This is a genomic window from Janthinobacterium goodfellowi, assembly GCF_051380695.1.
Lineage (GTDB): Bacteria > Pseudomonadota > Gammaproteobacteria > Burkholderiales > Burkholderiaceae_D > Janthinobacterium.
In genome coordinates, this window is the sequence record NZ_JBNYXN010000001.1 from 1,090,215 (window position 1) to 1,112,841 (window position 22,627).

The following is a 22,627-nucleotide window of genomic DNA, read 5'->3' on the forward strand; positions in this document are numbered from 1 at the left end:
AGCCAACTCCGCTGGCTTTGCCTTGCCTTTTTTGATGGGAACTCCATTGGTACAACGCATTCTTCAGCCAGGCGAAATCGAAGGCCTGGACCACAACGCGATTCCGCGCCTGCTGCTGCCGCAGCCAGCCAGCCTGTTTACGGCGCGCGCCTTGCGCTTGCGCGAACTGGCGCAGGGCAATATCAAGGGCATCCCCGTTGACGCTGGCATGCAGGGCTACCTGGTGCTGATGGCCGCGCTGGCCGATGCGCAGGCCGCCGTGGTGGGCAAACTGGCGCCCGGCGCCGTGCCTGCCGCCGACCCCGACGCGCTGCGCCGCGCCATCGCCCACCGCATGCCCGTGCTGCCCGTCAGCGGCGCCCGTCCGCCCGTCTGGCGCGACATCTTTGCCAGCCTGCTCGATGAACTGGCCGCCACGGCGGTACGCCAGCCGGCCCTGTCCGGCGGCCTGACGCAGGTGCTGGCCCAGCTGCGCGCGCTCGACGCGAAAGCGCTCGATGCCTGCGCCGATGCCGTGCTCGATGAAAACGGCGACAACCTCAATCCCATGCACGCGCCGTTCGTCGCGGCCGCCCTGCAAATCCTGTGGTCGGTATCTGCCAGCGAACTGCGCGCCGCGCGCGTGCCGGACCTGGAAACGGGCACCCTGTGTCCCGTCTGCGGTTCGCATCCCGTCGCCAGCGTGATCCGCATCGGCGGCCAGTCGCAGGGCTACCGCTACCTGCATTGCGGCATTTGCGAAAGCGAATGGCATATGGTGCGCGTGAAATGCTCGACCTGCGAACAGAATGGCAAGATCGCCTACCAGGGCCTCGATGCGGCCGACGCGGCCCCGTTCGACCCCGTGGCGGCGAAGGACGACAAATTGCCGAACAAGGCCAACGATCCGAAGAAGGTGGCGCGCGCGGAAACCTGCGACGACTGCCACACCTATCGAAAAGTCTTCAACCAGGAACACGATTACAACGTCGAGCCCCTGGCCGACGACCTGGCCAGCCTGATGCTCGACCTGCTGGTGGGCGAAGCGGGCTACCAGCGCGCCAGCGGCAATCCGCTGCTGTGGCTGGGGAAGAGCGACAGCAACGAGGGCCAGCCAGCATGACGACGGGGCAAACCGTGCGCCTGCCATCGGTGGACCGCATCCTGGGCGACGCGGCTTGCCTGGCCCTGATTGCGCACTACGGCCGCGTGCAGACCCTGGCCTGCGCGCGCGCCGTGCTGGCCGAACTGCGCACCGCCATGCTGGCCGGTGCAGTCTGCGAAGAGGGCGCGTCGATCGCCGCCATCGTCGCGCAGGTGGACGAACGGCTGCAATCGCAATCGCATTCGCAACTGCGCGCCGTGTTCAACCTGACGGGCACCGTGCTTCACACGAACCTGGGCCGCGCGCTGCTGCCCGACGCCGCCGTGCAAGCCGTGGTGGAGGCGCTGCAGTGGCCGATGAACCTGGAATTCGACCTGGAAACGGGCAAGCGCGGCGACCGCGACGACCTGGTCGAGGAATTGCTGCGCGAACTGACGGGGGCCGAAGCGGCCACCATCGTCAACAACAATGCGGCCGCCGTGCTGCTGATGTTGAATACCCTGGCGCAGAACAAAGAGGTCGTCGTCTCGCGCGGCGAGCTGGTGGAAATCGGCGGCGCCTTCCGCATCCCCGACGTGATGACGCGCGCGGGCGCCGTGCTGCGCGAAGTGGGCAGCACCAACCGCACGCACCTGGCCGATTACGCGAATGGCGTGAATGAACACACGGCCTTGCTGATGAAGGTCCATTGCAGCAATTACGCCATTACCGGTTTCACGAAAAGCGTGGAGCTCGACGAACTGGTGCCGCTGGCGGCGCAACACGCGATTCCCACGGCCGTGGACCTGGGCAGCGGTACCCTGGTCGACCTGGCGCAGTACGGCTTGCCGCATGAAACGACCGTGCGCGAAACCATCGAGGCGGGCGCCGACCTGGTGACCTTCAGCGGCGACAAGCTGCTGGGCGGCCCCCAATGCGGCGTCATCGTCGGGCGTGCCGATTTGATCGCGAAGATCAAGCGCAACCCATTGAAACGCGCGCTGCGGGTCGGCAAGCTGACCCTGGCGGCCCTGGCCCCCGTGCTGCAGCTGTACCGCGCGCCGGACTTGCTGGCCGAACGCCTGACCACCTTGCGCCTGCTGACGCGTCCCGCGGCCGCCATGCGCGCGCAGGCGCAAACCCTGCTGCCGCTGCTGCAGTCGGCGCTGGGCGCCGCCTATGTGGTCACGGCCGAAGCGCTGACCAGCCAGATCGGCAGCGGCGCCTTGCCCGTCGACCAGCTGCCCAGCTTTGGCCTGGCCGTGCGCAGCGCGCCCGGCTCGCGCCTGAGCAATCCGCTGGGCGTGCTGGAGCAGCGCCTGCGCGCCTTGCCGTGCCCCGTGATCGGCCGCATCGGCCAGGACACCCTGTGGCTGGACTTGCGCTGCCTGGAAGCGGCGCACGAGACGGCTTTCATCGCGCAGCTCGACGAGTTGTCCGCATGATCGTCGGCACCGCAGGCCATATCGACCATGGCAAGACGACCCTCACGCGCGCGCTGACGGGCGTGCACACGGACCGCCTGAAGGAAGAACAGGCGCGCGGCATCTCGATCGAGCTCGGTTACGCTTATCTGCCGCTGGGCGATGGCACGGTGCTGGGCGTGATCGACGTGCCCGGCCACGAAAAATTCATCCGCACCATGGCGTCCGGCGTGACGGGCATCGACTTCGCCCTGCTCGTGGTGGCGGCCGACGATGGCATCATGCCGCAGACGCATGAGCACCTGGCCATCTTGCAGCTGCTGGGCGTGACGTGCGGCGCCGTGGCATTGACCAAGATCGACCGCGCCGACGGCGCCCGCGTGGCGCAGGTGGAGGCGGACATCGAGGCGCTGCTGGCCGGCACGCCGCTGGCGGGCAGCCCGATCTTCCCCACCGCCGCCAATCGCGACGGCGATGCCGGCGTTGCCGCCTTGCTGGCGCACCTGACGCAGGTGGCGCGCAGCCTGCCGCAACGCGACGAGCGCCGGCTGTTCCGCCTGGGCGTGGACCGCGTGTTCACCTTGTCGGGGCAGGGCACCATCGTCACCGGCACGGCGCTGGCGGGACGCGCGCAGGTGGGCGACATGCTGCAGCTGGCGCCTGGCGGCGCGCCGGCGCGCGTGCGCAGCATCCATGCGCAGAACCGCGCGGCCGAGACGGGCATGGCGGGCCAGCGCCTGGCGCTGAACCTGGCCGGCATCGACCGCGAACGCATCGAGCGGGGCAACTGGATCGTCGCGCCCGAGCTGGCGCAGTGTTCCGAACGCCTCGACGTGGAACTGACCCTGCTGCCCGACGCGGGCGTGCAGCTGAAAGCCTGGTCGCCGCTGCACGTGCACCTGGGCGCGGCGCACCAGCTGGCGCGCGCCGTCATGCTCGATGGCGAGACCCTGTCGCCGGGACAGACGGGCAGGGTGCAACTGGTGTTCGAGGCGCCCATGCACGGCGTGCCGGGCGACCGCTTCGTCGTGCGCAATGCGCAAGCCACGCAGACGGTGGGCGGCGGCATGGTGCTCGATCCGTTCGGTCCCGCGCGCAAGCGCCGCAGCCCGGCGCGGCTGGCTTGGCTCGATGCCCTGGCCGCGTTTGTCGCGCACGGCGACTATGCGGCCCTGCTGGCGCAAAGCCCGCTGGGGCTGCGCCAGTCGCTGCTGGTGCGCCTGTCGCTGCTGCCGGCGAACGCGCTGGCGCTGCCGCCCGATACACGGCGCATCGCCCTGCGCGGCGATGACGCCCTGCTGCTGGCGCCGGCGGCCTTGCTGGCGCTGCAAGAGCGGGTGCTGGCCGCGCTGGCCGTCTTCCATGCGCGCGCGCCCGACGAGGCGGGGCCGGAGCTGTGGCGCCTGAAACGCATCGTCGACGCGGAGATGGAAGACGCCTTGTGGAGCCACCTGGTCGAAGGCTTGCTGGCGCAGGGCGGCATCCTGGCGCGCGGCGCCAGCCTGCACTTGCCGACGCACAGCGTGGAACTGACGCCGCAGGAGCAGGCGATGGCCGAGCCCTTGCTGGCCGCGCTGGAGCAGGGGCGTGCCGATCCGCCCTGGACGCGCGACCTGGCGCGCGACTTCGGCCTGGCCGAGGATGAAACGCGCCGGCTCCTGCGCAAGCTTGCCAAGGCAGGGCAGATCAGCCAGGTGGTGCACGACCTGTTCTATCACCAGGCGGCGCTGGCCGGGCTGGCGCAACTGGTGCGGGAACTGGCGCGCAAGGCGGAAGAGGATGCCGGCTTACCGGTCGGCAATGGCGCCGTGGGCGCGGCCACTTTCCGCGACGCCAGCGGCCTGGGCCGCAAGCGGGCGATCCAGGTCTTGGAATTCTTCGACCGCGTCGGTTATACTCGCCGTGTTGGTAATGGGCATCTATTGCGCCCGCAAGCGTTGTGGTCCTACACTGCAGCCTTGCCCGACAGCTAAGTACTTAGCTCAGGCTCCGCGGAAAGCACACTCATCCGGTGATGTGGCCGGGCTTCAAACCCGGTGGAGGGCGTCAGACGTTCTCCCGTAGGTTCGACTCCTACTGTTTTCCGCCAATTGTTTTTCTCGCCATCTTCCCCTTGCATGATGATCCCGGCGTTGGCCCTGAGCCACGTTACGGAAAAATAATGATTTAATTGATAATGTTCAGCCATGGCCAAAGGGGGCCGATGGTACCATCCTGCAGGTGGCAGGGATGCGTATCCCCTGTGGTAGAAGAAGGCAAGCATGAAACAAGCAAGCATGGCATGGCTGCTGGCGGCGCTGTTGCTGCCGGTGGCGGCCGGGGCGGCGGGCCTGCGCATCGTCGGCGAGCATTTGCCGCCGTCGAGCATGATGGAAGGCAATGTCGTCGTGGGACGCGAAACGCTGAAGGTGCGCGAGATCATGGCGCGTGCCGGCATCGGCTATACGATAGAACTGCTGCCGTGGAAGCGCGCGTATGCGCAGGCGCTGCGCGAGCCTGATACCTGCATCTTTTCCACCACGCGCACGCAAGAGCGCGAAGCGCAGTTTCGCTGGATCGGCCCCCTCAACGAAGCGGAGTGGATACTGTATGGCCTGGCCGAGCGGCATCTGGCGCTGCGCACCCTGGCCGATGCGCGCGGCCTGGTGATCGGCACGGTGCTGGGCGACGCGCGCGACGATTACCTGCGCCAGCACGGCATGAACGTGGCGCCTGTCACGCAGGAGTGGATCAATCCGCAAAAGCTGCTGCTCGGGCGCATCGACCTGTGGGCCGTGGGCCTGGCGGTGGGCAGCAAGCCTTTCGTCGGCAAGGAGTGGGAGGGCAAGGTGGTGCCCCTGCTGACCTTCAACCGCGTGCAGACTTACCTGGCCTGCAACCTCAAGGTGCCCGAGGCGCAGGTGGCCGCCATGCAGCGGGCGGCGGCGGCCATGCGCCGCGACGGCAGCATGGCACGCGAACAGCTGCGCTGATTGCGCCGCTTCAGCTTTCCAGCCACTGGCGCACGCAGTTGCGTCCTTCGCGCTTGGCCTGGTACAGGGCCTGGTCCGCATGGCTGTAGGCCGTGTCGAACGGCGTGCCGGCGCGGTTCCAGCTCAGGCCCACGCTGATGGTGATGGCGCGCGTGATGGGCGCCGCATGGCGCTGGCGGCCGACCGTCTCGCAGATGCGCTGCGCCACTTGCGCCGCCTCGTCGCGCGAGGAGGTGGGCCAGACCACGGAAAACTCTTCGCCGCCGACCCGGCCGATGGCCGTTTCCTGTCCCAACAACCCTTTTAGACAGTCGACCACGGCCTGGATCACGCCGTCGCCGGCCGGGTGGCCGAAGTCGTCGTTGACTTGCTTGAACAGGTCGATATCGAGCACGATCAGCGCCATGTCGCCCTGCGCCAGGCAGCGCGACGCATGGTCGATCACGGCGCCGCGGTTCAGGGCGCCCGTCAGCGGGTCGTGCGTGGCGCGGTATTCGAGCTGGCCGGCCAGGGTTTGCAATTGCCGGTTCAGCAGATGCATGTCGCGCTCGGCGCGGTCGCTGCGGCCGATCAGGCGGCGCGTCTCGCGCATCAACCGCTCGTAGTGGCCGATCAGTTCACCGAGCACGCGGCGCTGGGCCTCGCCGCTGGCGTGAAGGTCGGCGTGCATGCGGCGCGCGGCAGCCAGCGCCGCCGCTTCCACGGTGAACAGGTCGGGTTCCGGTCCGGCCTCGGAGATGGCGGCGCGCATGCCCTAGCTGCCCTGCACGGGATGGTCGCGGAAGTCCAGCGCCGTAAAGTCCTGCTGCAGCTCCTGGCCGAATTCCAGGATGGTGTCGTCGTCCTCGTCGTGATACCAGTTCAGGCGCACCTGGTTGCCGTCCACGGCCGCCTGGTTCAGGGTGTCGAACAGGGTAAACAGCATCTTCGTGCTGGAGCTGTTGAAGTAGGCCAGCGAGACGTTGACGGTGATGGCTGCTGCGCGGCAGTCTTCCAGGTAGGCGCGCACGGCGGCGATCAGCGGGCCATAGAAGGCGGCCGCGTTTTCCGGATACGACTCGCCCTTGATCGACAGGGTGTGCTGCTCGAAACGGAAGTCGATTTCGGGCGAACTCGGGGTCGCGGCGATGAACAGTGGTGACGGTAATTGCATATGCTTTCCTGAGTCGGCTCTTTCAAATGATGGCTTTGATGCAGAAGATGGTGTGGCCAGGCTCCTGTGGGTCCTGGACGAATTCGAATTCCAGCGGTTCGCTGGCGTCGCGCGCCATGGTGAGAAAACCCAGGCCCGCGCCCTTGCTGTCGGACGGCGCTTCCTCGCGCAGGGCCTTCTTGTAGGCCAGGCGGATTTCTTCCATCGTCATCGTGTGCAGCGGCTCCAGGCGGGCGCGGATCTGCGCCACGTTGTCCGTCGAGACGGGGTTGGCGCACAGCAGGAAAAAGCTGTCGCCGCGCGTGCCGATGCAGAATGAGCCGCGCCGCATCTGCTGGTCCAGCTGCGCGTCGGGCGTCAGGCTGTCGGCCGAATAATGCATGATGTTTTGCGACATCTCGATGAACGAGGAAAAGATGCGCCGCCGCGTGGGTCCGGCCGCGCCGGCCGTATCGAGGCGCGCCTTGATGGTTTCGGAAATGGCGCTGACCACGTGCTGCGAGAAATAGCCCACGTAAAAAAAGATGATGTTGCGCTTGCGGGCCACATCCCAAAACTCGTTGAATTCTTCGTACAGCACGTCCGTGCTCCTGGCTAGCCGGTGACCCGGTGTCTTGTTGATAAGGTGGCTCGATGGCGCCCGAACTACAGGCGGAAACAGAAAAAGGTCAGGTCGTCGCGGCGTGGTTGCGCGCCTTGCCAGGCGGCGCTGTCCTGCAGCAGGGCCGCTGCCACGTCGCTGGCCGGCGCGTCGCGCCGCGCCAGCAGCTGCTCGCGCATGCGCCGCTTGCCATAGGCGATGTCGCGCGCGCCGCCGATCTGGTCGAGCAAGCCGTCGGTGGTGATGAACAGCAGGCTGCCGGCGGGAATGTCGGGCGTCTCGTTGTGCCAGCAGTAGCCGGCCGGCGTGTCGACATAGCCCACGCCCATGCGCGCGCCGTCGATGGCGCGCACGGCGTCTTCGCCCGGCGCCACCACGTGCAGCGCCAGTTTCGCCCCCGCGAAACGCAGGCTGGCGCTGGCCGTGTCGTAGCAGAGGAAGGCGCAATCCATGCCGTCGTTCGAGCCGGCGTGGGCGCTGTCGGCGCCGTCCTGGCCCAGCAGGGTCTTGATGGCGCGGCTGACGGCGCCGATCAGGGCGGCCGGATCGCGCGGCCCCCGTTCGCGCAAGGCCTGGCTCAGGGCCGACGAGGCGATCAGGGTCATGAAGGCGCCTGGCACGCCGTGGCCCGTGCAGTCGGCGATGGCGGCGAACCAGCCTCCTTCGTAACGTTCGAAAAAGTAGAAGTCGCCGCCGACGACGTCGCGCGGCTGCCATTCCAGGTGGGCGTCGGGCAGGGTGGCGCGCAATTCCGCATCGGAAGTGCGCAGCAGCGCGCGCTGGATCACGCTGGCGTAATCGATGCTGTGCATGATCTGCCGGTTCTTTTCCGCCTGCATGGTGGCCACCACGTTCATCAGCTGCAAGCCGAAGCCCACGCCGGCCAGCGCGCCATCTTCGGTGATGATGAAGCCGTCGGCCAGCGCCTTCTCTCCCGCCTCGACGGCGCGGAAGGTGAGGTCTTCGATGCTCATGGCGCCATCGACGATCAGCGGTTCCTTGTCCATGAAGGCGATGCAGCTCTTCTTGCCGTAGACCTCGTGATAAAAGGGCTTGGACATCTGCGACATGAAGATATTGCGGCTGATCAAGCCGATGGGCTTTTGCTGCTCCGTGACGGGCAGGCTCATCATGTCACGCCGCTCCGTGAACAGTTCCAGCACGGCGAAGTTGCTGGCGTCGGCCTGCACGGATTCCGTGGGAATGCACAGATCAAGCGCCACCGACGTGCGATAACGGGGAAGATGCAATCGAGAAGCGTTGAACTCCACAGCGGCTACCTTTACATGACGATCGGACCCTTGTTGTCGCGAGAGCAAGGCGACTGACAAACAGGCAATATCATCATGGTAGCCTGTGAATATGACGGCTTGATTACCGGCTTGTCAAAACCGTATGCAAGATGGCTGCATGGCAAGCCGTTGCCGGGCTTACAGGCGCCGCGCCAGCGCCTGCGCCTGTTCCAGCCAGCGCGTCCGCTGCGCTTCGGTGGAATCGATCATGGGGCCAAAGCTGGCCACCTTGACGGGCTTGACGCCGCAAAATTCCAGGGTCGTCTTGCGCAGCTGGTGGATGCCGGGCATGTGGTAGACCCAGCGGAAATACCAGGGCGGCGTATCCATCGCCACCAGCAGCTGCGCCGTGCGTCCCAGCAGCAACTGGGCGGGAAAGGCCTTGCCCGGGCGATACTTGAAGGCAAAGCCGGGCAGGAAGATGCGGTCGACAAAGCCTTTCAGCAGGGCCGGCGCGCCGCCCCACCAGATCGGGTAGGCGAACACCAGGTGTTCGGCCCAGATGATGGCTTCCTGCGCGGCCAGCAAGTCCGGCTCCAGCGGCTGCACCTGGCGGTAGCCTTCATGCAGGTTCTGGTCGAAATCCAGCTGGCCCAGGCGCACTTCGCGCACGGTATGGCCTGCGCTGCGGGCCGTGGCGGCGTAGGCCTCGGCCAGGGCGGCGCAGAAACTGTCGCTGGATGGGTGGCCGAGGAGAATCAAGATGCGCTTGGGTGTCGTTTTGGTCATGATGCAGGCTGTCCGTTAAAGAAGAGCTTGCATGCTAAAGCCTGCCCCTAATGGCAGAGTCAAGCGCGGATTTTCAGGCTGCCTGCAGTTGCTGGCGCGCCAGGCAGTCGCGGATTTCCGTGTCGATATCGGCCAGTTGCACGTCGAGCTGGCGCAGGCGGGCGATATCCTGCCGCACCTGCGCGCGCTTGGCATCGATGTGCCGCGACAGGGCGGCCCAGTCGGTCTCGTCGCCGGCCAGGACGGGCAGCAGTTCAGCCAGGCGGAAGCCCAGGACCTGGGCCTGCCGTATCAGTTTGACCTGCGCCAGGTCTTGCTGCGTGTAGACTCTGTAGGCGCCGGAACGGCGCACATCGCCCAGCAAGCCGAGCGCTTCATAGTGGCGCAAGGCCTTGGGCGAGGTGCCCGCCAGGCGGGCGATTTCTCCGATGTACATGGGTGATCCTTTCTCGAGCGTGAGCGAATCTTACCGCAAGGCAGTGGTGTCCAGGCGGCCCAGGCACCTTCAGGCCCGGCGCGGCGGGATTTTCTTCGCCGTGCACTCGGCGCAGGTGCCGTACAGCGACAGCGCGTGCTCGTGCAGCACGAAGCCCCGTTCGGCGGCGATTTCGTTCTGGCGCAGTTCGATGCCTTCGTCGACGAATTCATCGACCTTGCCGCAGCCCGTGCAGACCAGGTGGTCGTGGTGCTGGCCTTCGTTCAGCTCGAAGACGGCGTGGCCCGATTCGAAGTGCCGGCGAAACAGGATGCCCGCTTCGGCAAACTGCGTCAGCACGCGGTAGATGGTGGCCAGGCCCACGTCGATCTTTTCGGCCAGCAAGAGTTTATAGACATCGTCCGCACTCAGGTGCTTGATCGTGCCTTCCTGGAACAGCTGCAGAATCCGCAGGCGGGGGATAGTTACCTTCAAGCCCGATTCACGCAGTTCCCTCAATATATCCATGTCTCCCATTCCTTGTTGTAGTCGCCAAGCGAGGTAAGCCATTATATCGCAAATGATAATCATTACTATTCTCATTTGTGTCGTGCGAACTGCATGGGGCGGATGATGGAAAAATCGCGCTCACATCGCTACACTGTGCAGCAGGCAATAACAATGGAGGGGACATGGACCGATTCGATGCGATGCGCATCTTTACGCGCATCGTCGAACTGCGCAGTTTCACGCAGGCGGCGCATGACCTCGGCTATCCGAAGGCGACCGTCACGCACGCGATCAAGCAACTCGAAGCGCGGCTGCGCGTGCGCCTGCTGCAGCGGACCACGCGGCAAGTCACGCCCACGCCCGATGGCGAGGCGTATTACCAGCGCTGCGCACGCCTGCTGGCGGACCTGGAAGAAACGGAAGCCGTGTTTTCCTCGGCGGCGCAGCAGCCGGCCGGCAAGCTGCGCATCGACTTGCACGCGACCCTGGCCATGCACTTCGTCATGCCCGTGCTGGAGCAGTTCTGCGCCCGCTATCCCTTGATCGAACTGGAAATCGGCATGGGCGACCGCCTCGTCGACCTGGTGCGCGAAGGCGTCGATTGCGTGCTGCGCGTGGGCGAACTGGGCGACTCGTCGATGGTGGTGCGCAGGGTGGCGCTGCTGGAGCAGGTGACCTGTGCCAGCCCCGCCTACCTGGCCGCGCACGGCACGCCGGAGAACCTGGCGCAGCTGGCGGGGCATCGCGCCGTCAATTTCTTTTCCGCCCAGACAGGCAAGGTCTGGCCCTTCGATTTCAAGGCGGATGGGCAGCGGCACAGCGTGGCCTTGCCGGGCACGGTGTCCGTCAACAATGCGGACGCGTATCACGCGTGCTGCCGCGCGGGCATGGGCTTGATCCAGGCGCCCCGTTATCACCTGGAGCGGGCGCTGGCGGCCGGCGAGCTGGTGGAAGTGCTGCGGGACTGGCGTCCCGACCCGCTGCCTGTGTCCGTGCTGTATCCCCATCACCGGCAATTGTCGCCGCGCGTGCGCGTGTTTGCCGACTGGGTCGCCAGCCTGTTCGCCGAGGCGGCGTGATTTTGCAACGCCGCATTTTCTTGACCTGGGCAAAGGAAAAAATCCCTCTGTTGATGCCATCTAGCACTATTTGATGTGGATCAAAGTTTTTGTTGCACTGCACTCTTAGACTTCGCAGCGTTACTTAACGACAGAGGGAAATAAAATGAAAAAGTCCGCAACTGCAGCAGCAATCGTTTTGGCCGCCATCGGCGCATTCGCCGGCAATGCGATGGCACAGGAAAGCCCTTGGCTGGTCCGCGCCCGCGCCGTGCATATCGATCCGGCCGATAAATCTGCTCCTGTTGGTGGCGTCGGCGCATCCGACCGTTTGACGGTCAGCAGCAAGACGATTCCTGAAATCGATATTTCGTACTTCTTCACGCCGAATATCGCTGCCGAGCTGATCTTGACCTACCCGCAAAAGCATGACGTCAAGCTCGACGGCAACAATATTGGTACCTTCAAGCACCTGCCACCGACCCTGTCGCTGCAATACCACTTCATGCCTGAAAAACAGTTCAGCCCTTACGTGGGCGCGGGCGTGAACTACACGAATATCTCGGACGTGAAATTGCTGAACGGCGCCGGCCGCCTGGAGCATGACAGCTGGGGTTACTCGCTGCAAGCCGGTGTCGATTACAAGCTGGACAAAAACTGGTCCCTGAACTTCGACATCAAGAAAGTGCAGATCCGCAGCGACGTGTTCATCGGTGGCGCCAAGGCCAGCGAAGTCAAGGTTGATCCATTGCTGATCGGTGTAGGCGTCGGCTACCGCTTCTAAATGTAGTGTCGATAGCGCCCGCAAGGCGCGGACAATAAAAAAGGACGGCCTTGGCCGTCCTTTTTGCATTGCATGCGCCGTTTATTTTTTCAGCGTCTTTTCCAGCGCCAGCTGGTAGTCCGTCTTTTCGTAGCCGGCCAAATACTTGTTCGTCGCGTCGAGGAAGGCGCGCGAGCGGTAGGCCGCTTCCAGGTCCTTGACCCATGGCTTGGCCTTGTCGGCCGTGCGGATGGCCACCAGGTTGATGTAGCTGTCCGAGATCTTTTCCACGGCCAGGGCCGACGTCAGCTTCATGCCGGCGGCCAGGGCGAAGTTGCCGTTCACAAAAGCATAGTCGGCATCGGCCAGCGAACGTGGCAGCTGCGCCGCTTCCAGCGGCACCAGTTTCAGCTTCTTCGGGTTGTCCAGCACGTCGCGCTCGGAAGCGCGCAGCGGGTCGACGTTCGGTTTGAGCTTGATCCAGCCCATCTTGGCCAGCATCACCAGCGCGCGCGCCTGGTTGGTGGGGTCGTTCGGCATGGTGATGGTGGCGCCGTTCTTGACTTCCGCCAGGGACTTCTGCTTGCCGCCGTACAGACCGATCGGCATGGTCGGCACGGTGATCAGGGCGCTCAATGGCAGCTTGTTATCGGTGGCGAACTTGGTCAGGTAGACGATATGCTGGAACACGTTGGCGTCCAGCGAGCCTTCGGCCAGCGCATAGTTCGGCTGCACGTAGTCGTTGAATTCCACGATCTTGACCTTGTAGCCCTGTTTTTCCAGGATAGGCTTGATGCCCAGCTTCAGCTGGTCGGAATACGGGCCGGAGCTGGTGCCGATGACGAGTTCTTTCGGGTCCTTGGCGTGGGCGGCGGTGGCGAAGGCCAGGCTGGCGGCGGCCAGGAGCAAATTACGGCGAAGGTGGTTCATGCAGGTCCTTGTTTCTGAATATGAATTAACGTTTGTCGAGGCGCTTGGCGATGCGCGTGCCGGCGAACTGGATGGTTTGCACCAGCACGATCAGGATGGCCACGGTGGCGACCATGATGTCCGTCTCGAAGCGGTAGTAGCCATAGCGGATGGCCAGGTCGCCGATGCCGCCGCCGCCCACCACGCCGGCCACGGCCGAATACGACAGGAAGCTGATCGACAGCACGGTCAGCGCCAGCACGAGGCCGGAGCGCGCTTCGACCAGCAGCACGCGGAAGATGATCTGCATTTCCGACGCGCCCATGGCGTGCGCCGCCTCGATCACGCCGCGCGGCACTTCGCGCAGGTTCTGTTCCACCAGGCGCGCCAGATAGGGAATGGCGGCGAACGACAGCGGCACGCTGGCCGCCAGCGGGCCGATCGAGGTGCCCGCGATGATGCGCGTAAACGGCGTCAGCGCGACGAGCAGGATGATGAAGGGGAAGCTGCGCACGGTATTGACCAGCCAGCCGAGGATCGTCGACAGGGGACGGTTTTCCAGCGACTGGCCTTCCGAGACGAGGAACAGCAAAATGCCCAGCGGGCCGCCGATCAGGATGGCGGCCGTGAGGCCGATACCCAGCATGGTCATGGTCTGGCCCAGCGCTACCCAGATTTCCGGCAGCAGCTTGATGACGTTATTGATCGATTCTTCAAACATGTGTTGCATCCTTCCATGCGGTGGCTTCAAACGCCTCGGTGCCGTAATACGCCAGCTCGCGTCCCAGCGCCGTCTTGCGCGGGGTGGCCGTGTCGCTCAAATCGAATTGTTCGGCGATGGCGCCGTTTTCCACGACGGCCACGCGGTTGCAGATGGCGCCCAGCACCGACAGCTCATGGCTGACGATGACGATGGTCACGCCGAGGCGCGCATTGATGTCGCGCAGGGTGTCGAGCAGGGCGCGCGTCGTTTCCGCGTCCAGCGCGGACGTCGGCTCGTCGCACAGCAGCACGTCGGGGTGGCTGGCCAGGGCGCGGGCGATCGCCACGCGCTGCTTCTGCCCGCCGGACAGTTGCGCCGGATAGCTGTGCAGCTTGTCGGACAGGCCGACCAGCGCCAGGCACTCCTCGACTCTGGCGGCGATCTGCTCGCCCTTGGTCGTGCCGTGGATTTTCAGGGGGAAGGCGACGTTGTCGAAGACGCTGGCGTTTTGCAGCAGGTTGAATTGCTGGAAAATCATGCCGATGTTCTGGCGCGCGTCGCGCAGTTCGCTCTTGCCCAGGCGGGTCAGTTCGCGCCCGGCCACGGTAATGGTGCCGCTGTCGGGGCGCTCGAGCAGGTTAATCAGGCGCAGCAGGGTCGATTTACCGGCGCCGCTCTTGCCGATCAGGCCGAAAATATCACCGGGATAGACTTCCAGCGTGACCGATTTGACCGCGTGGAATTGTTCGCCTTTGGGCAGCGCGAAGGTCTTGTTTGCGCCATCGATGCGAATCACCGGCGTACGGTGTGGTGTGGTCATGCAGTGTTTCCTTTTTTATTGGACCGTGACAGGCGTGCTTGCAGGGGCCAAATCGCCCAGCCTGTTACGTCGGTTGCGTAGTATACCTCCGATCGTGTTATTACTCCTACGACAGAATCTTGCTTTGAATATGCAAATAATGTCTATGAGACTGTTTTCAAGTGAAAAAAGCGGGAAAGCGGCGTTCTTGCCGAATTTAATCGCGCCGATGGGCGTGGCGGAGCCTCATCTTGGTGAAAAGTTCGACGCGCCTTGTGCCGGTATCGCGGTGCTTTTATGTGCGGTTCGGCGCAGTTGCCGTTTTTTTGATGCGGGCAGGGCCGTTTACTGCCTGCGATTGCCCTCTTCAGGGGCAGATTCTGCTCCGCTGGCCGCAGGGCCTTCGGGACGGCGCAACAGGTAGATGAGGACGGCGATTTCCATGGCGCCCACCATGGCGATGACCCACCACGGCGGATGGCCGAGGCACATGGCGACGAAGCCGATGGCCATGCCCAGGCAAGCCATGGCCTTGCCGCGCCGCGAGACGGCGCGGTGTTCGCGCCACTGGCGTAGCGATGGGCCGAAGCGGGGGTGGTGCAGCAGCCAGTGCTCGAGGCGCGGCGAGGCGCGGCTGAAGCAGGCCAGGGCGAGGATCAGGAAAATCGTCGTCGGCATGACGGGCAGCATGGCGCCGATGATCCCCAGCAGCACCATCAGGGCGCCGGCGGCCGTCCAGGCCCAGCGGCGCAGGCGCACGCCGTGCGCTTCGCGCAGGGGAGCGTGGGCGCGCGGCTCCCGCATCAGGCGGGGGCGCCGGCTGCCAGGCCTTGGCTGCGAAGCGGCGGGGCGACAGGATGGGCGTTCAAGATGCGCATATCGTGGCGGGTGTGGCGGGTGGCCGTCATGGTTTTCTGCTCTGTTTTTTCTATTATGGATGAATCAGGGCGGCACTGCCTGCCCGGGCAGCGATGATAGCAACCCTAAAGAATAATAACAAGAATCATTCTCATCTACTGGCTTATCTGCGGTGCTGGATAACGCTGGATATTTTTTGCAATGCAGACAATAATCGGCAGCAGAAGGCGCTGTGGCGGACCTGATCTGCTCTATTATCGATTTTATCGATGCTAACTAGGTATATTTTCCGTTTTACATCGATCTTCATGCCATGCATAATTCATTACAACTGAAGCCAGACAATCAGCCGCAGGCGGCGTTCGCCTGCAGCTGCTTGCGGTTTTGACATCCTCCACTTTTTGTTAGGAACCAACAATGAAAAAACTGCTCGCTTTTATCGCCGCCGCCGGCTTCTCGCTGTCCGCTTTTGCCGCCCCTGAAGTCTATGTCATCGATGGCAGCCATACCTTCCCCCGTTTCGAGTACACCCACATGGGCTTCTCGACGCAGCAAAGCCGTTTCAATAACACCACCGGCAAGGTCACGCTGGACCGCGCCGCCAAGACGGGCGCCGTCGAGGTGCTGATCGACACCAAATCCGTCGACACGGGTTCGACCCTGTTCAACACGCACATCCAGGGCGAAGACTTCCTCGACACGGCCAAATACCCGGTCGCCACGTACAAGTCGACCAAGTTCAATTTCGACGGCGACAAGCTGGCCTCCGTGGAAGGCAACCTGACCCTGAAAGGCGTGACCAAGCCAGTCACCCTGACCGTCACCTCGTTCACCTGCGCACCGCACCCGATGCTGAAAAAAGACGCCTGCGGCGCCAATGCCACGGCCAAGATCAAGCGCTCGGAATTCAACGCCGGCAAATATGCGCCAGCCGTCAGCGATGACGTGACCCTGACGTTTGCGATCGAAGCCATCAAGCAGTAATCGTTGGCTGCATGGCGTAAAAATGGCGGCGGACTTCGGTCCGCCGCCATTTTTTTTGAGTGGAGGTAGGTCGGATTAGCGCGGCAAAGCCGCGCGTAATCCGACATGAGCCGCCTGCAATGTGTCGGATTACGCGCTTCCCGCGCTAATCCGACCTACACGGGTTGCTGGCTACGATCACGCCAGGTGATGCACTTCCTGCTGCCCATACACGGGCGTGTTCAGCCCTTCCATGCGCGCCTTCAGCTGCAGCGACAGGTACTGCGAATAATGGCGCGACTGGTGCAGGTTACCGCCGTGGAACCACAGCGCTTGCTGCTGCGTGGGTTTCCACATATTGCGCTGCTCGCCCTCCCAGGGGCCCGGGTCCTTCGTCGTGGCGGAACCGAGGCCCCACACCTTGCCCACTTTATTCGCCACCTCGGGCGAGATCAGGTCGGCCGCCCAGCCATTCATGGAGCCGTAGCCGGTGGCGTACACCACGAGGTCGGCCGGCAGCTCCGTGCCGTCCGACAGCACGATGGAATGGGTTTTCAGTTCCTGCACGCCGACGCCGCTTTTCAGCTTGATCTTGCCGTCGGCGACCAGCTCGGAGGCGCCCACGTCGATGTAGTAGCCGGAGCCGCGGCGCAGGTATTTCATGAACAGGCCCGAATCGTCGTCGCCGAAATCGAGCATGAAACCCCGTTCTTCCAGGCGCGCATAAAAGTCGGCATCGCGCTCGCGGATGGCCTTGAAGACGGGCTTCTGGAAGTCAGCCAGAATTTTATAGGGGATCGAGGCGAACGTCAGGTCGGCCTTGTTTGTGGTCATGCCGGCCGCCAGCGCCCGTTCCGAATACAGGTCGCCCAAGGCCAGGTCCATCAAGGAATCGGACTTCACGATGTGCGTCGACGAGCGCTGCACCATGGTCACGTCCACGCCCGCTTCCCACAGGGCGGCGCAGATATCGTGCGCGGAATTGTTCGCGCCGATGACCACCACCTTCTTGCCGGCATACGCGTCCGGTCCCGGATGCTGCGACGAGTGCTGCTGCTCGCCCTGGAACACGTCCATGCCCTTGAACTTCGGCATGTTCGCCTTGCCCGACATGCCCGTCGCCAGCACCAGCTGCTTCGGTTTCAGGGTGACGGCCTGGCCGTCGCGCAGCACCTGCACCGTCCACTCGCCGCTGGCCTCGTCGAAGCTGGCCGATTCGCATGACGTCGAACCCCAGTAGTTCAGCTCCATCACCTTGGTGTACATTTCCAGCCAGTCGCCGACCTTGTCCTTCGGCGTGAAGACGGGCCAGTTATCGGGGAAGGGGATGTACGGCATGTGGTCGTACCAGACGGGGTCGTGCAGGCACAGCGATTTGTAGCGCTTGCGCCAGCTGTCGCCGGGACGGGCGTTTTTCTCGATGATGATGGTGGGGACATTGAGCTGGCGCAGGCGCGCGCCCAGCGCGATGCCGCCCTGGCCGCCGCCGATGATGACGCAGTAGGGCTGGCGCGCGTAACCGAGTTCCTTGGCTTCCTGTTCGCGGTTTTCCAGCCAGCTGCTGCGGTTGGTGCGCGCGCCGTGTTCCGCGCCCATGGGCCGCCGGCCGCCCTTGGCTTCCTCGAAACCCTTCAACTCACTCATGGTGGTGAGCAGGGTCCAGATCTTGCCGTCGCGGATGCGGATGAAACCCACGCCGCGCGCCGCGTTCGTTTCCACCGTGATCCAGCTTTGCAGCACGCCGCCCGCTTCCACCGCATGCTCGCCGTCGGCGATGCGGACTGTTACGGGCTGCACGGCGCCCAGCTGGGCGGCCAGCATGGCGGCGATCTGCCCGCGGCCTTCCAGGGTTTTCAGGTTCCAGGTAAACAGCACCAGGTCGCGCCAGTAGCCATCCTGTTCGAACAGTTGCGCGGCGCCCGTGCCGTCGCTGGCGCGAAGAAAGCCTTCGAGCTGCTCCAGGATGCCGGCCACGGCCAGGTCGTGCGGGTTGATTTCGGTTTGCATCGTGTCTCCTCCAAGTCTGCTGACTTTATGATGGGATGCGGCTGTGTTGCCGCTGACGATGTTGTAACACTGGCGTTTTGAACCCGCATCCCGCAGCGCAGCATGGCGGAATATGAGACGGAAATCTCAGCTTGCCGGATACCTTACTGGCGGTGCGGCGGCACGATGTGCAGCTGCTTGAGGCGCCGGTACAGGGTGGCGCGCGAGACGCCCAGCATGGCGGCCGCCTGCAGCGGGCGCCACTTGGCGGCGTTCATGGCGTTGACGATGCGCGTGCGCTCGGCCAGCTCCGGCGGCGTGCAGGCCGGCGCGTCCTGCGTCACGGGGGGGGCGTTCTTGACGCGTGCCCGCGCGCTGGCCTGGCGCAGCGGCGCGCGCACGCGCGCGTGCAGCCAGGTGCTGCCGCCGGCCAGGCGCAGCGACAGCAGACTGTGTCCCGTACGCGCATCGAACAGCCGTTCGGCGCGTACTTCCAGCACCTCGGCGACGGGGCGGGGAAGGGCGTCCAGGCCGCCGATGACGTCGCGCGCGCAGCGGTTGGCGGCGACGATGTCGCCATGCTCGTCGATGGCGAGCAGCATCTCCGGCTGCACTTCCACGAAATGGCGGTTGCGGTGCGCCAGCAGGATGCAGCAATGGCCGTAGGACTTGAGAAAAAAGCCGTCCTCGATCAGGGTTGCGCCCTGGCGCACCAGCTGTTTGACCAGGCGCTGGCTGTCGCGCGCGTCGGGCGAGTTCAAGGCCGAGGCATCGAGCACGCCGATCAAGTCGCCGTGCGGCGAAAAGATGGGGGCGGCGCTGCAGGTCAGGCCCGTGAAGGCGGCGCGGAAGTGGTCGGTCTTGTGCACGGTGATCGCTTCCTGGTCGAGCAGCACGGAGGCGATGCCGCACGTGCCTTCCTCCTCTTCCGACCAGCACGATCCCGGGTACAGGCCCGCCTTCTTGAAATCCTTGCGCTGGTCCGTGTCGACCATGTAGTCGATCGTCACGCCGCGTGCATTGGCCAGGATGACGCAGTAGCCCGCTTCGCGCACCATGGCGTGCAGGCGCGGCAGGCACTGGCCCGTGGAGCGCAGAAAATTTTCCTCGGACTGCTGGATGGCGCGCAGCTCGGCGCCCGTCAGGATGCGCGGTCCCGTGGTGGAGGCGGGATCGAGCCGGTAGTCGTCCAGCGAGCGCCGGTACGACGACGCCAGCCTGGCCGTATCGGCCCCTGGATTGACGATACGGCCGGCGATCAGGTCGCGCACGCGGTCGATATGGCTGGTCTGGCGGACGTAGGGCATGGCGCTCTCCGGTGTCTCGGTATTTTTTATGGCATTTCCGTTTGTAGCATGAAGGCCGGGATGGCGCATTCTGCGCTGCAGCATGGCGCGCGCGTGAGACGTTCGTCTCAGCGCCTGGCGCCGCACAGTAGGATGCTTTACAACAATAAAAAAGAGCATCTCTGATAACATCCGTTCAAATCTGAGGTCAGCTATCGCAAGGGATACCTATGGCAACGCAAGCGATGTTCCCCGTGCGCAGCTCACTCGTCCTGGCCCTGCTGGGCTGGAGCGCCGCCTGCGGCGCCGCCGGCCAGCTCGATCCCGATGGCCAGAGCAGCATGGAAAAAGAAGTCGCCAGGCGCGCCGCCGTCGAACCGGCCATGGTCGCCGGCTGGCAAATGACGCGTTCCGTGGAAGCGGGCGTGCAGGTGGCCGGCGAGAGCAATCTGTTCTGGAAGCTGTCGAATACGCCGGCGCGCAATCCCGGCTTCGATTTCAATCCCTACTGGTACGAGTTCTATGTCAAGCCGGCGCTCGGCTTCAAGCGCAACCTGGGCGACGGCAAGCAGCTGTATGCGCGCGTGTCCGCCGTCGGCTCGGGCACCTTGCGCCACGATCCGTTTGGCGCGGGCGACACGGGCCGCATCTCGATCGAGGAATTCGTCGCCGGCATCCGCATGCCGCTCGGCGGCACGCGCGCCATGGTCGATGTGTCGGCCGGCGCGCAGAATTTCACGCTGGGTACCGGCATGCTGATCGCCAATGGCGGCTCGAACGGCTTTGACCGCGGCGCGCTGAAACTGGGGCCGCGCAAGGCCTTCCAGAATTCCGTGGTGGCCAAAATAAGCCAGGATGCGTTCAGCGCCCAGGTGTTTTATCTCGACCCGAATGAAAATCCCGACAACGATAGCGGCACGCGCGTCGTCGGCGTTGACGTCAGCTACGCGCCCGCGAACGACCGCAAGGCCGGCATCGCGTATGGCAAGGTGCCCCGTTCGCATGCGGCGTATCCGCAGGCGGCGCCAGGCGGCATCGGCGCACCGCTGGCCGTGCCTGACGGCCGCAAGGACTTGCAGTTCGTGTATGGCTACGCGCGCGTTCCCGTGCTGCCCACCGTGCTGTCGAAAGGCTGGTTCGGCGTCGACGCCGCGCGCGAGTGGAATACGCGCGAGCCGATGCGGGCCTGGGGCTGGCGCACGGAAGGGGGCTTTTCGCTGCCCGACGTGGCGTGGACGCCGAAGTTCACGCTTGGCTACCAGAGTTTTTCCGGTGACGATCCGCGCACGGCGCGCAACGAGCGCTTCGACCCGCTGTTCTTCGAAGGCACGCCGGGCGCCTGGGCTTCGGGCAGCAAGGCGACCTGGGTCTTCGTCAATGCCAACGTGAATGCGCTGCAGGCCACCATCGAGCTGCACCCGACGCCGAAGGACACCGTGACCGCCTACCAGGCCCAGGTGCGGGCCAACCAGATGGGCAGCCCGCTGCAGTTCGGCCAGGCCACGCGCCTCGACGTGCCGGGCGGCGCCCCCGTGGTGATCGCCGGCGTGCTGCGCCCGATGCTGGCGAACGATGTCTTCGTCAAATACGTGCGCGTGGTGAACCCGAATACCTACCTGACCCTGGGCTTCAGCGCCTCGTTCGCACAGTCGGGCGTGAACCAGCTGGTGAACGGGCAGGCCAGGACTTGGACGGGATGGCTGGCGAACGTGGTATGGGTTTATTAAATATTCTGTCTATCAAGGAGAGCATCGCATGAACGATTTTCCCAGCATGAAACGCCTGGCCCTGGCCGCCGCCTGCCTGGCGCTGGCCGCCGGCGCCCACGCGGCCGAGGCGACGGCGCCGCTGTCGGCCGCCGCCAGCGATCCGGCCGCATTGCAATGGATGGTGGGCGCGCCGCCACCGGCCGACAAGATCATCCGTTTCGACGATGGCAGCTATTTCAATTTCCCGCAGCTGCGCTGGAGCGTGTCGCACTTCCGCCAGCTGATGCCGACGGTGGACGTCTCGCGCGGCTTGAAGGCACCCGTGCCCTTGAAACGCGCGCTGCGCACGGATATCGACAGCCTGCGCTTCACGCCTTTGGGCGCGAAGGACACGATGACCTGGGAGCAGTCGCTGGGCGCCAACTACACGGACGGCATCGTGGTGCTGCACCGGGGGCGCATCGTGTATGAACGTTACCTCGGCGTGCTCAAGGAAAGCGGCCAGCACGGCGCCATGTCCGTGACCAAATCCGTCATGGGCACCATCGGCGCGGCGCTGGTGGCCGAAGGCAAGCTCGATCCTGGTAAAAAAGTGGCCGAGTATGTGCCGGAACTGGCCAAGTCCGCGTTTGGCGACGCCACCGTGCGCCAGGTGCTCGACATGACCACTGGCCTGAAATTCAGCGAAGATTATGCGGACCCGAAAGCGGAAGTGTGGCAGCACGCGGCGGCCGGCAGCCCGCTGCCCAAGCCGAAGGATTACACGGGGCCGCGCAGCTATTTCGAGTACCTGCAAACGGTGCAGCACGAGGGCCGGCATGGCGAGGCGTTCGGCTACCGCACGGTCAATTCCGACGTGCTGGGCTGGATCATCGCCCGTGTCACGGGGCAGAACGTCAACGACTACCTGTCCGAGCATGTCTGGCAGAAGCTGGGCGCCGAGCAGGATGCCTACATGACGGTCGATTCGACGGGCACGCCGTTTGCCGGCGGCGGCTTGAATGCGGGCTTGCGCGACCTGGCCCGCTTCGGCGAGATGCTGCGCAACGATGGCCGCTACAACGGCCAGCAGATTTTGCCCAAGGCGGCCGTCGACGATATCCGCCGTGGCGGCGACAAGCAGCTGTTCGCCAAGGGCGGCTACGATCTGCTCAAGGGCTGGAGCTACCGCGACATGTGGTGGGTCACGCATAACGACCATGGCGCCTACATGGCGCGCGGCGTGTACGGCCAGCGCATCTATGTCGATCCGAAGGCGGAAATGGTGATCGTGCGTTTCGCCTCGACGCCGACGGCGGCCAATGCGGCGAACGACCCGACCACCACGCCGGCCTTCGAAGCGCTGGGCAAGCTGCTGCTGGCCAAGCCGAAGTAGGCTGCCAGCAGTGCGGCTGAACGGGCACAACTGCAATATACTATCCTTTCGTCATTATT

General features: G+C 64.6%; 22 protein-coding genes and 1 tRNA gene. 10 read left to right on the top strand and 13 right to left on the bottom strand.

Annotation, left to right across the window (positions count from 1 at the left end; genetic code table 11):
- The first annotated feature begins 34 nt into the window (after positions 1–34).
- The 5 genes from fdhE to ACQ4WQ_RS05015 all read left to right on the top strand — a co-directional run bounded on the left by fdhE (position 35) and on the right by ACQ4WQ_RS05015 (position 5,459).
- A complete protein-coding gene (gene fdhE / locus ACQ4WQ_RS04995; RefSeq protein WP_436495068.1) occupies positions 35–1,102 on the top strand; it encodes a formate dehydrogenase accessory protein FdhE in 1,068 nt (355 codons plus the stop codon).
- A complete protein-coding gene (selA, locus tag ACQ4WQ_RS05000) occupies positions 1,099–2,508 on the top strand; it encodes an L-seryl-tRNA(Sec) selenium transferase (protein ID WP_436495070.1) in 1,410 nt (469 codons plus the stop codon). Before fdhE ends, selA begins: the two co-directional genes overlap by 4 nt.
- A complete protein-coding gene (selB, locus tag ACQ4WQ_RS05005; RefSeq protein ID WP_436495072.1) occupies positions 2,505–4,460 on the top strand; it encodes a selenocysteine-specific translation elongation factor in 1,956 nt (651 codons plus the stop codon). The genes selA and selB overlap by 4 nt, the downstream gene beginning before the upstream one ends.
- A gap of 20 nt (positions 4,461–4,480) precedes the next feature.
- Positions 4,481–4,576 (top strand) — tRNA-Sec (locus ACQ4WQ_RS05010).
- Positions 4,577–4,748: 172 nt separating this feature from the next.
- Positions 4,749–5,459: a substrate-binding periplasmic protein gene (locus ACQ4WQ_RS05015; protein WP_326455872.1), complete on the top strand. Its 711-nt coding sequence runs from the start codon at positions 4,749–4,751 to the stop codon at positions 5,457–5,459.
- Positions 5,460–5,469: 10 nt separating this feature from the next.
- Here the strand turns inward: ACQ4WQ_RS05015 and ACQ4WQ_RS05020 are convergent, their stop codons facing one another.
- The 7 genes from ACQ4WQ_RS05020 to fur all read right to left on the bottom strand — a co-directional run bounded on the left by ACQ4WQ_RS05020 (position 5,470) and on the right by fur (position 10,177).
- Positions 5,470–6,210, bottom strand: a complete 741-nt coding sequence (locus tag ACQ4WQ_RS05020) for a GGDEF domain-containing protein (RefSeq protein WP_326455873.1) — start codon at positions 6,208–6,210, stop codon at positions 5,470–5,472.
- Between the two features lie 3 nt (positions 6,211–6,213).
- Positions 6,214–6,612: a DUF1987 domain-containing protein gene (locus ACQ4WQ_RS05025; protein ID WP_326455874.1), complete on the bottom strand. Its 399-nt coding sequence runs from the start codon at positions 6,610–6,612 to the stop codon at positions 6,214–6,216.
- 22 nt (positions 6,613–6,634) lie between these two features.
- Positions 6,635–7,192: a SiaB family protein kinase gene (locus ACQ4WQ_RS05030; protein WP_070222302.1), complete on the bottom strand. Its 558-nt coding sequence runs from the start codon at positions 7,190–7,192 to the stop codon at positions 6,635–6,637.
- A 65-nt stretch (positions 7,193–7,257) separates the two neighbouring features.
- Positions 7,258–8,463 (bottom strand): SpoIIE family protein phosphatase, encoded by a 1,206-nt coding sequence (locus ACQ4WQ_RS05035; protein ID WP_436495076.1) that lies wholly within the window; start codon positions 8,461–8,463, stop codon positions 7,258–7,260.
- 180 nt (positions 8,464–8,643) lie between these two features.
- Positions 8,644–9,234 (bottom strand): NAD(P)H-dependent oxidoreductase, encoded by a 591-nt coding sequence (locus ACQ4WQ_RS05040; RefSeq protein ID WP_436495078.1) that lies wholly within the window; start codon positions 9,232–9,234, stop codon positions 8,644–8,646.
- Between the two features lie 73 nt (positions 9,235–9,307).
- A complete protein-coding gene (locus ACQ4WQ_RS05045; protein ID WP_436495080.1) occupies positions 9,308–9,670 on the bottom strand; it encodes a MerR family transcriptional regulator in 363 nt (120 codons plus the stop codon).
- 69 nt (positions 9,671–9,739) lie between these two features.
- Positions 9,740–10,177, bottom strand: a complete 438-nt coding sequence (fur, locus tag ACQ4WQ_RS05050; protein WP_436495082.1) for a ferric iron uptake transcriptional regulator — start codon at positions 10,175–10,177, stop codon at positions 9,740–9,742.
- Positions 10,178–10,341: 164 nt separating this feature from the next.
- Here fur and ACQ4WQ_RS05055 point away from each other — a divergent pair, with 164 nt between their 5' ends.
- Positions 10,342–11,238 carry a LysR family transcriptional regulator gene (locus tag ACQ4WQ_RS05055; RefSeq protein WP_436495084.1) on the top strand — a complete coding sequence of 299 codons (897 nt, stop codon included), beginning with the start codon at positions 10,342–10,344 and terminating at the stop codon, positions 11,236–11,238.
- Positions 11,239–11,383: 145 nt separating this feature from the next.
- Positions 11,384–12,001: an OmpW/AlkL family protein gene (locus tag ACQ4WQ_RS05060; protein ID WP_436495086.1), complete on the top strand. Its 618-nt coding sequence runs from the start codon at positions 11,384–11,386 to the stop codon at positions 11,999–12,001.
- 81 nt (positions 12,002–12,082) lie between these two features.
- Here ACQ4WQ_RS05060 and ACQ4WQ_RS05065 read toward each other — a convergent pair whose 3' ends face one another.
- From ACQ4WQ_RS05065 to ACQ4WQ_RS05080, 4 genes are all read right to left on the bottom strand, one after another.
- Entirely contained in the window at positions 12,083–12,910 is an 828-nt protein-coding gene (locus ACQ4WQ_RS05065; RefSeq protein WP_326455879.1) for a MetQ/NlpA family ABC transporter substrate-binding protein, read from the bottom strand.
- 25 nt (positions 12,911–12,935) lie between these two features.
- Positions 12,936–13,610 carry a methionine ABC transporter permease gene (locus ACQ4WQ_RS05070; RefSeq protein WP_152251093.1) on the bottom strand — a complete coding sequence of 225 codons (675 nt, stop codon included), beginning with the start codon at positions 13,608–13,610 and terminating at the stop codon, positions 12,936–12,938.
- Positions 13,603–14,412: a methionine ABC transporter ATP-binding protein gene (locus ACQ4WQ_RS05075; protein WP_070222288.1), complete on the bottom strand. Its 810-nt coding sequence runs from the start codon at positions 14,410–14,412 to the stop codon at positions 13,603–13,605. Before ACQ4WQ_RS05075 ends, ACQ4WQ_RS05070 begins: the two co-directional genes overlap by 8 nt.
- A 324-nt stretch (positions 14,413–14,736) precedes the next feature.
- Positions 14,737–15,195 carry a YbaN family protein gene (locus ACQ4WQ_RS05080; RefSeq protein ID WP_326455880.1) on the bottom strand — a complete coding sequence of 153 codons (459 nt, stop codon included), beginning with the start codon at positions 15,193–15,195 and terminating at the stop codon, positions 14,737–14,739.
- A gap of 471 nt (positions 15,196–15,666) precedes the next feature.
- Here ACQ4WQ_RS05080 and ACQ4WQ_RS05085 point away from each other — a divergent pair, with 471 nt between their 5' ends.
- A complete protein-coding gene (locus ACQ4WQ_RS05085) occupies positions 15,667–16,233 on the top strand; it encodes a YceI family protein (protein WP_326455881.1) in 567 nt (188 codons plus the stop codon).
- 177 nt (positions 16,234–16,410) lie between these two features.
- On the opposite strand, the gene ACQ4WQ_RS05090 is transcribed toward ACQ4WQ_RS05085, so the two are convergent.
- Both ACQ4WQ_RS05090 and ACQ4WQ_RS05095 read right to left on the bottom strand, forming a co-directional pair.
- Complete coding sequence (locus ACQ4WQ_RS05090; protein ID WP_436495090.1) at positions 16,411–18,219, bottom strand: NAD(P)-binding domain-containing protein; 1,809 nt, start codon at positions 18,217–18,219, stop codon at positions 16,411–16,413.
- 143 nt (positions 18,220–18,362) lie between these two features.
- Complete coding sequence (locus ACQ4WQ_RS05095) at positions 18,363–19,505, bottom strand: sigma-54-dependent Fis family transcriptional regulator (protein WP_436495092.1); 1,143 nt, start codon at positions 19,503–19,505, stop codon at positions 18,363–18,365.
- Positions 19,506–19,714: 209 nt separating this feature from the next.
- Here ACQ4WQ_RS05095 and ACQ4WQ_RS05100 point away from each other — a divergent pair, with 209 nt between their 5' ends.
- Positions 19,715–21,211, top strand: a complete 1,497-nt coding sequence (locus tag ACQ4WQ_RS05100) for an alginate export family protein (protein ID WP_436495094.1) — start codon at positions 19,715–19,717, stop codon at positions 21,209–21,211.
- 28 nt (positions 21,212–21,239) lie between these two features.
- Entirely contained in the window at positions 21,240–22,568 is a 1,329-nt protein-coding gene (locus ACQ4WQ_RS05105) for a serine hydrolase domain-containing protein (RefSeq protein WP_414654658.1), read from the top strand.
- Positions 22,569–22,627 lie beyond the last annotated feature (59 nt).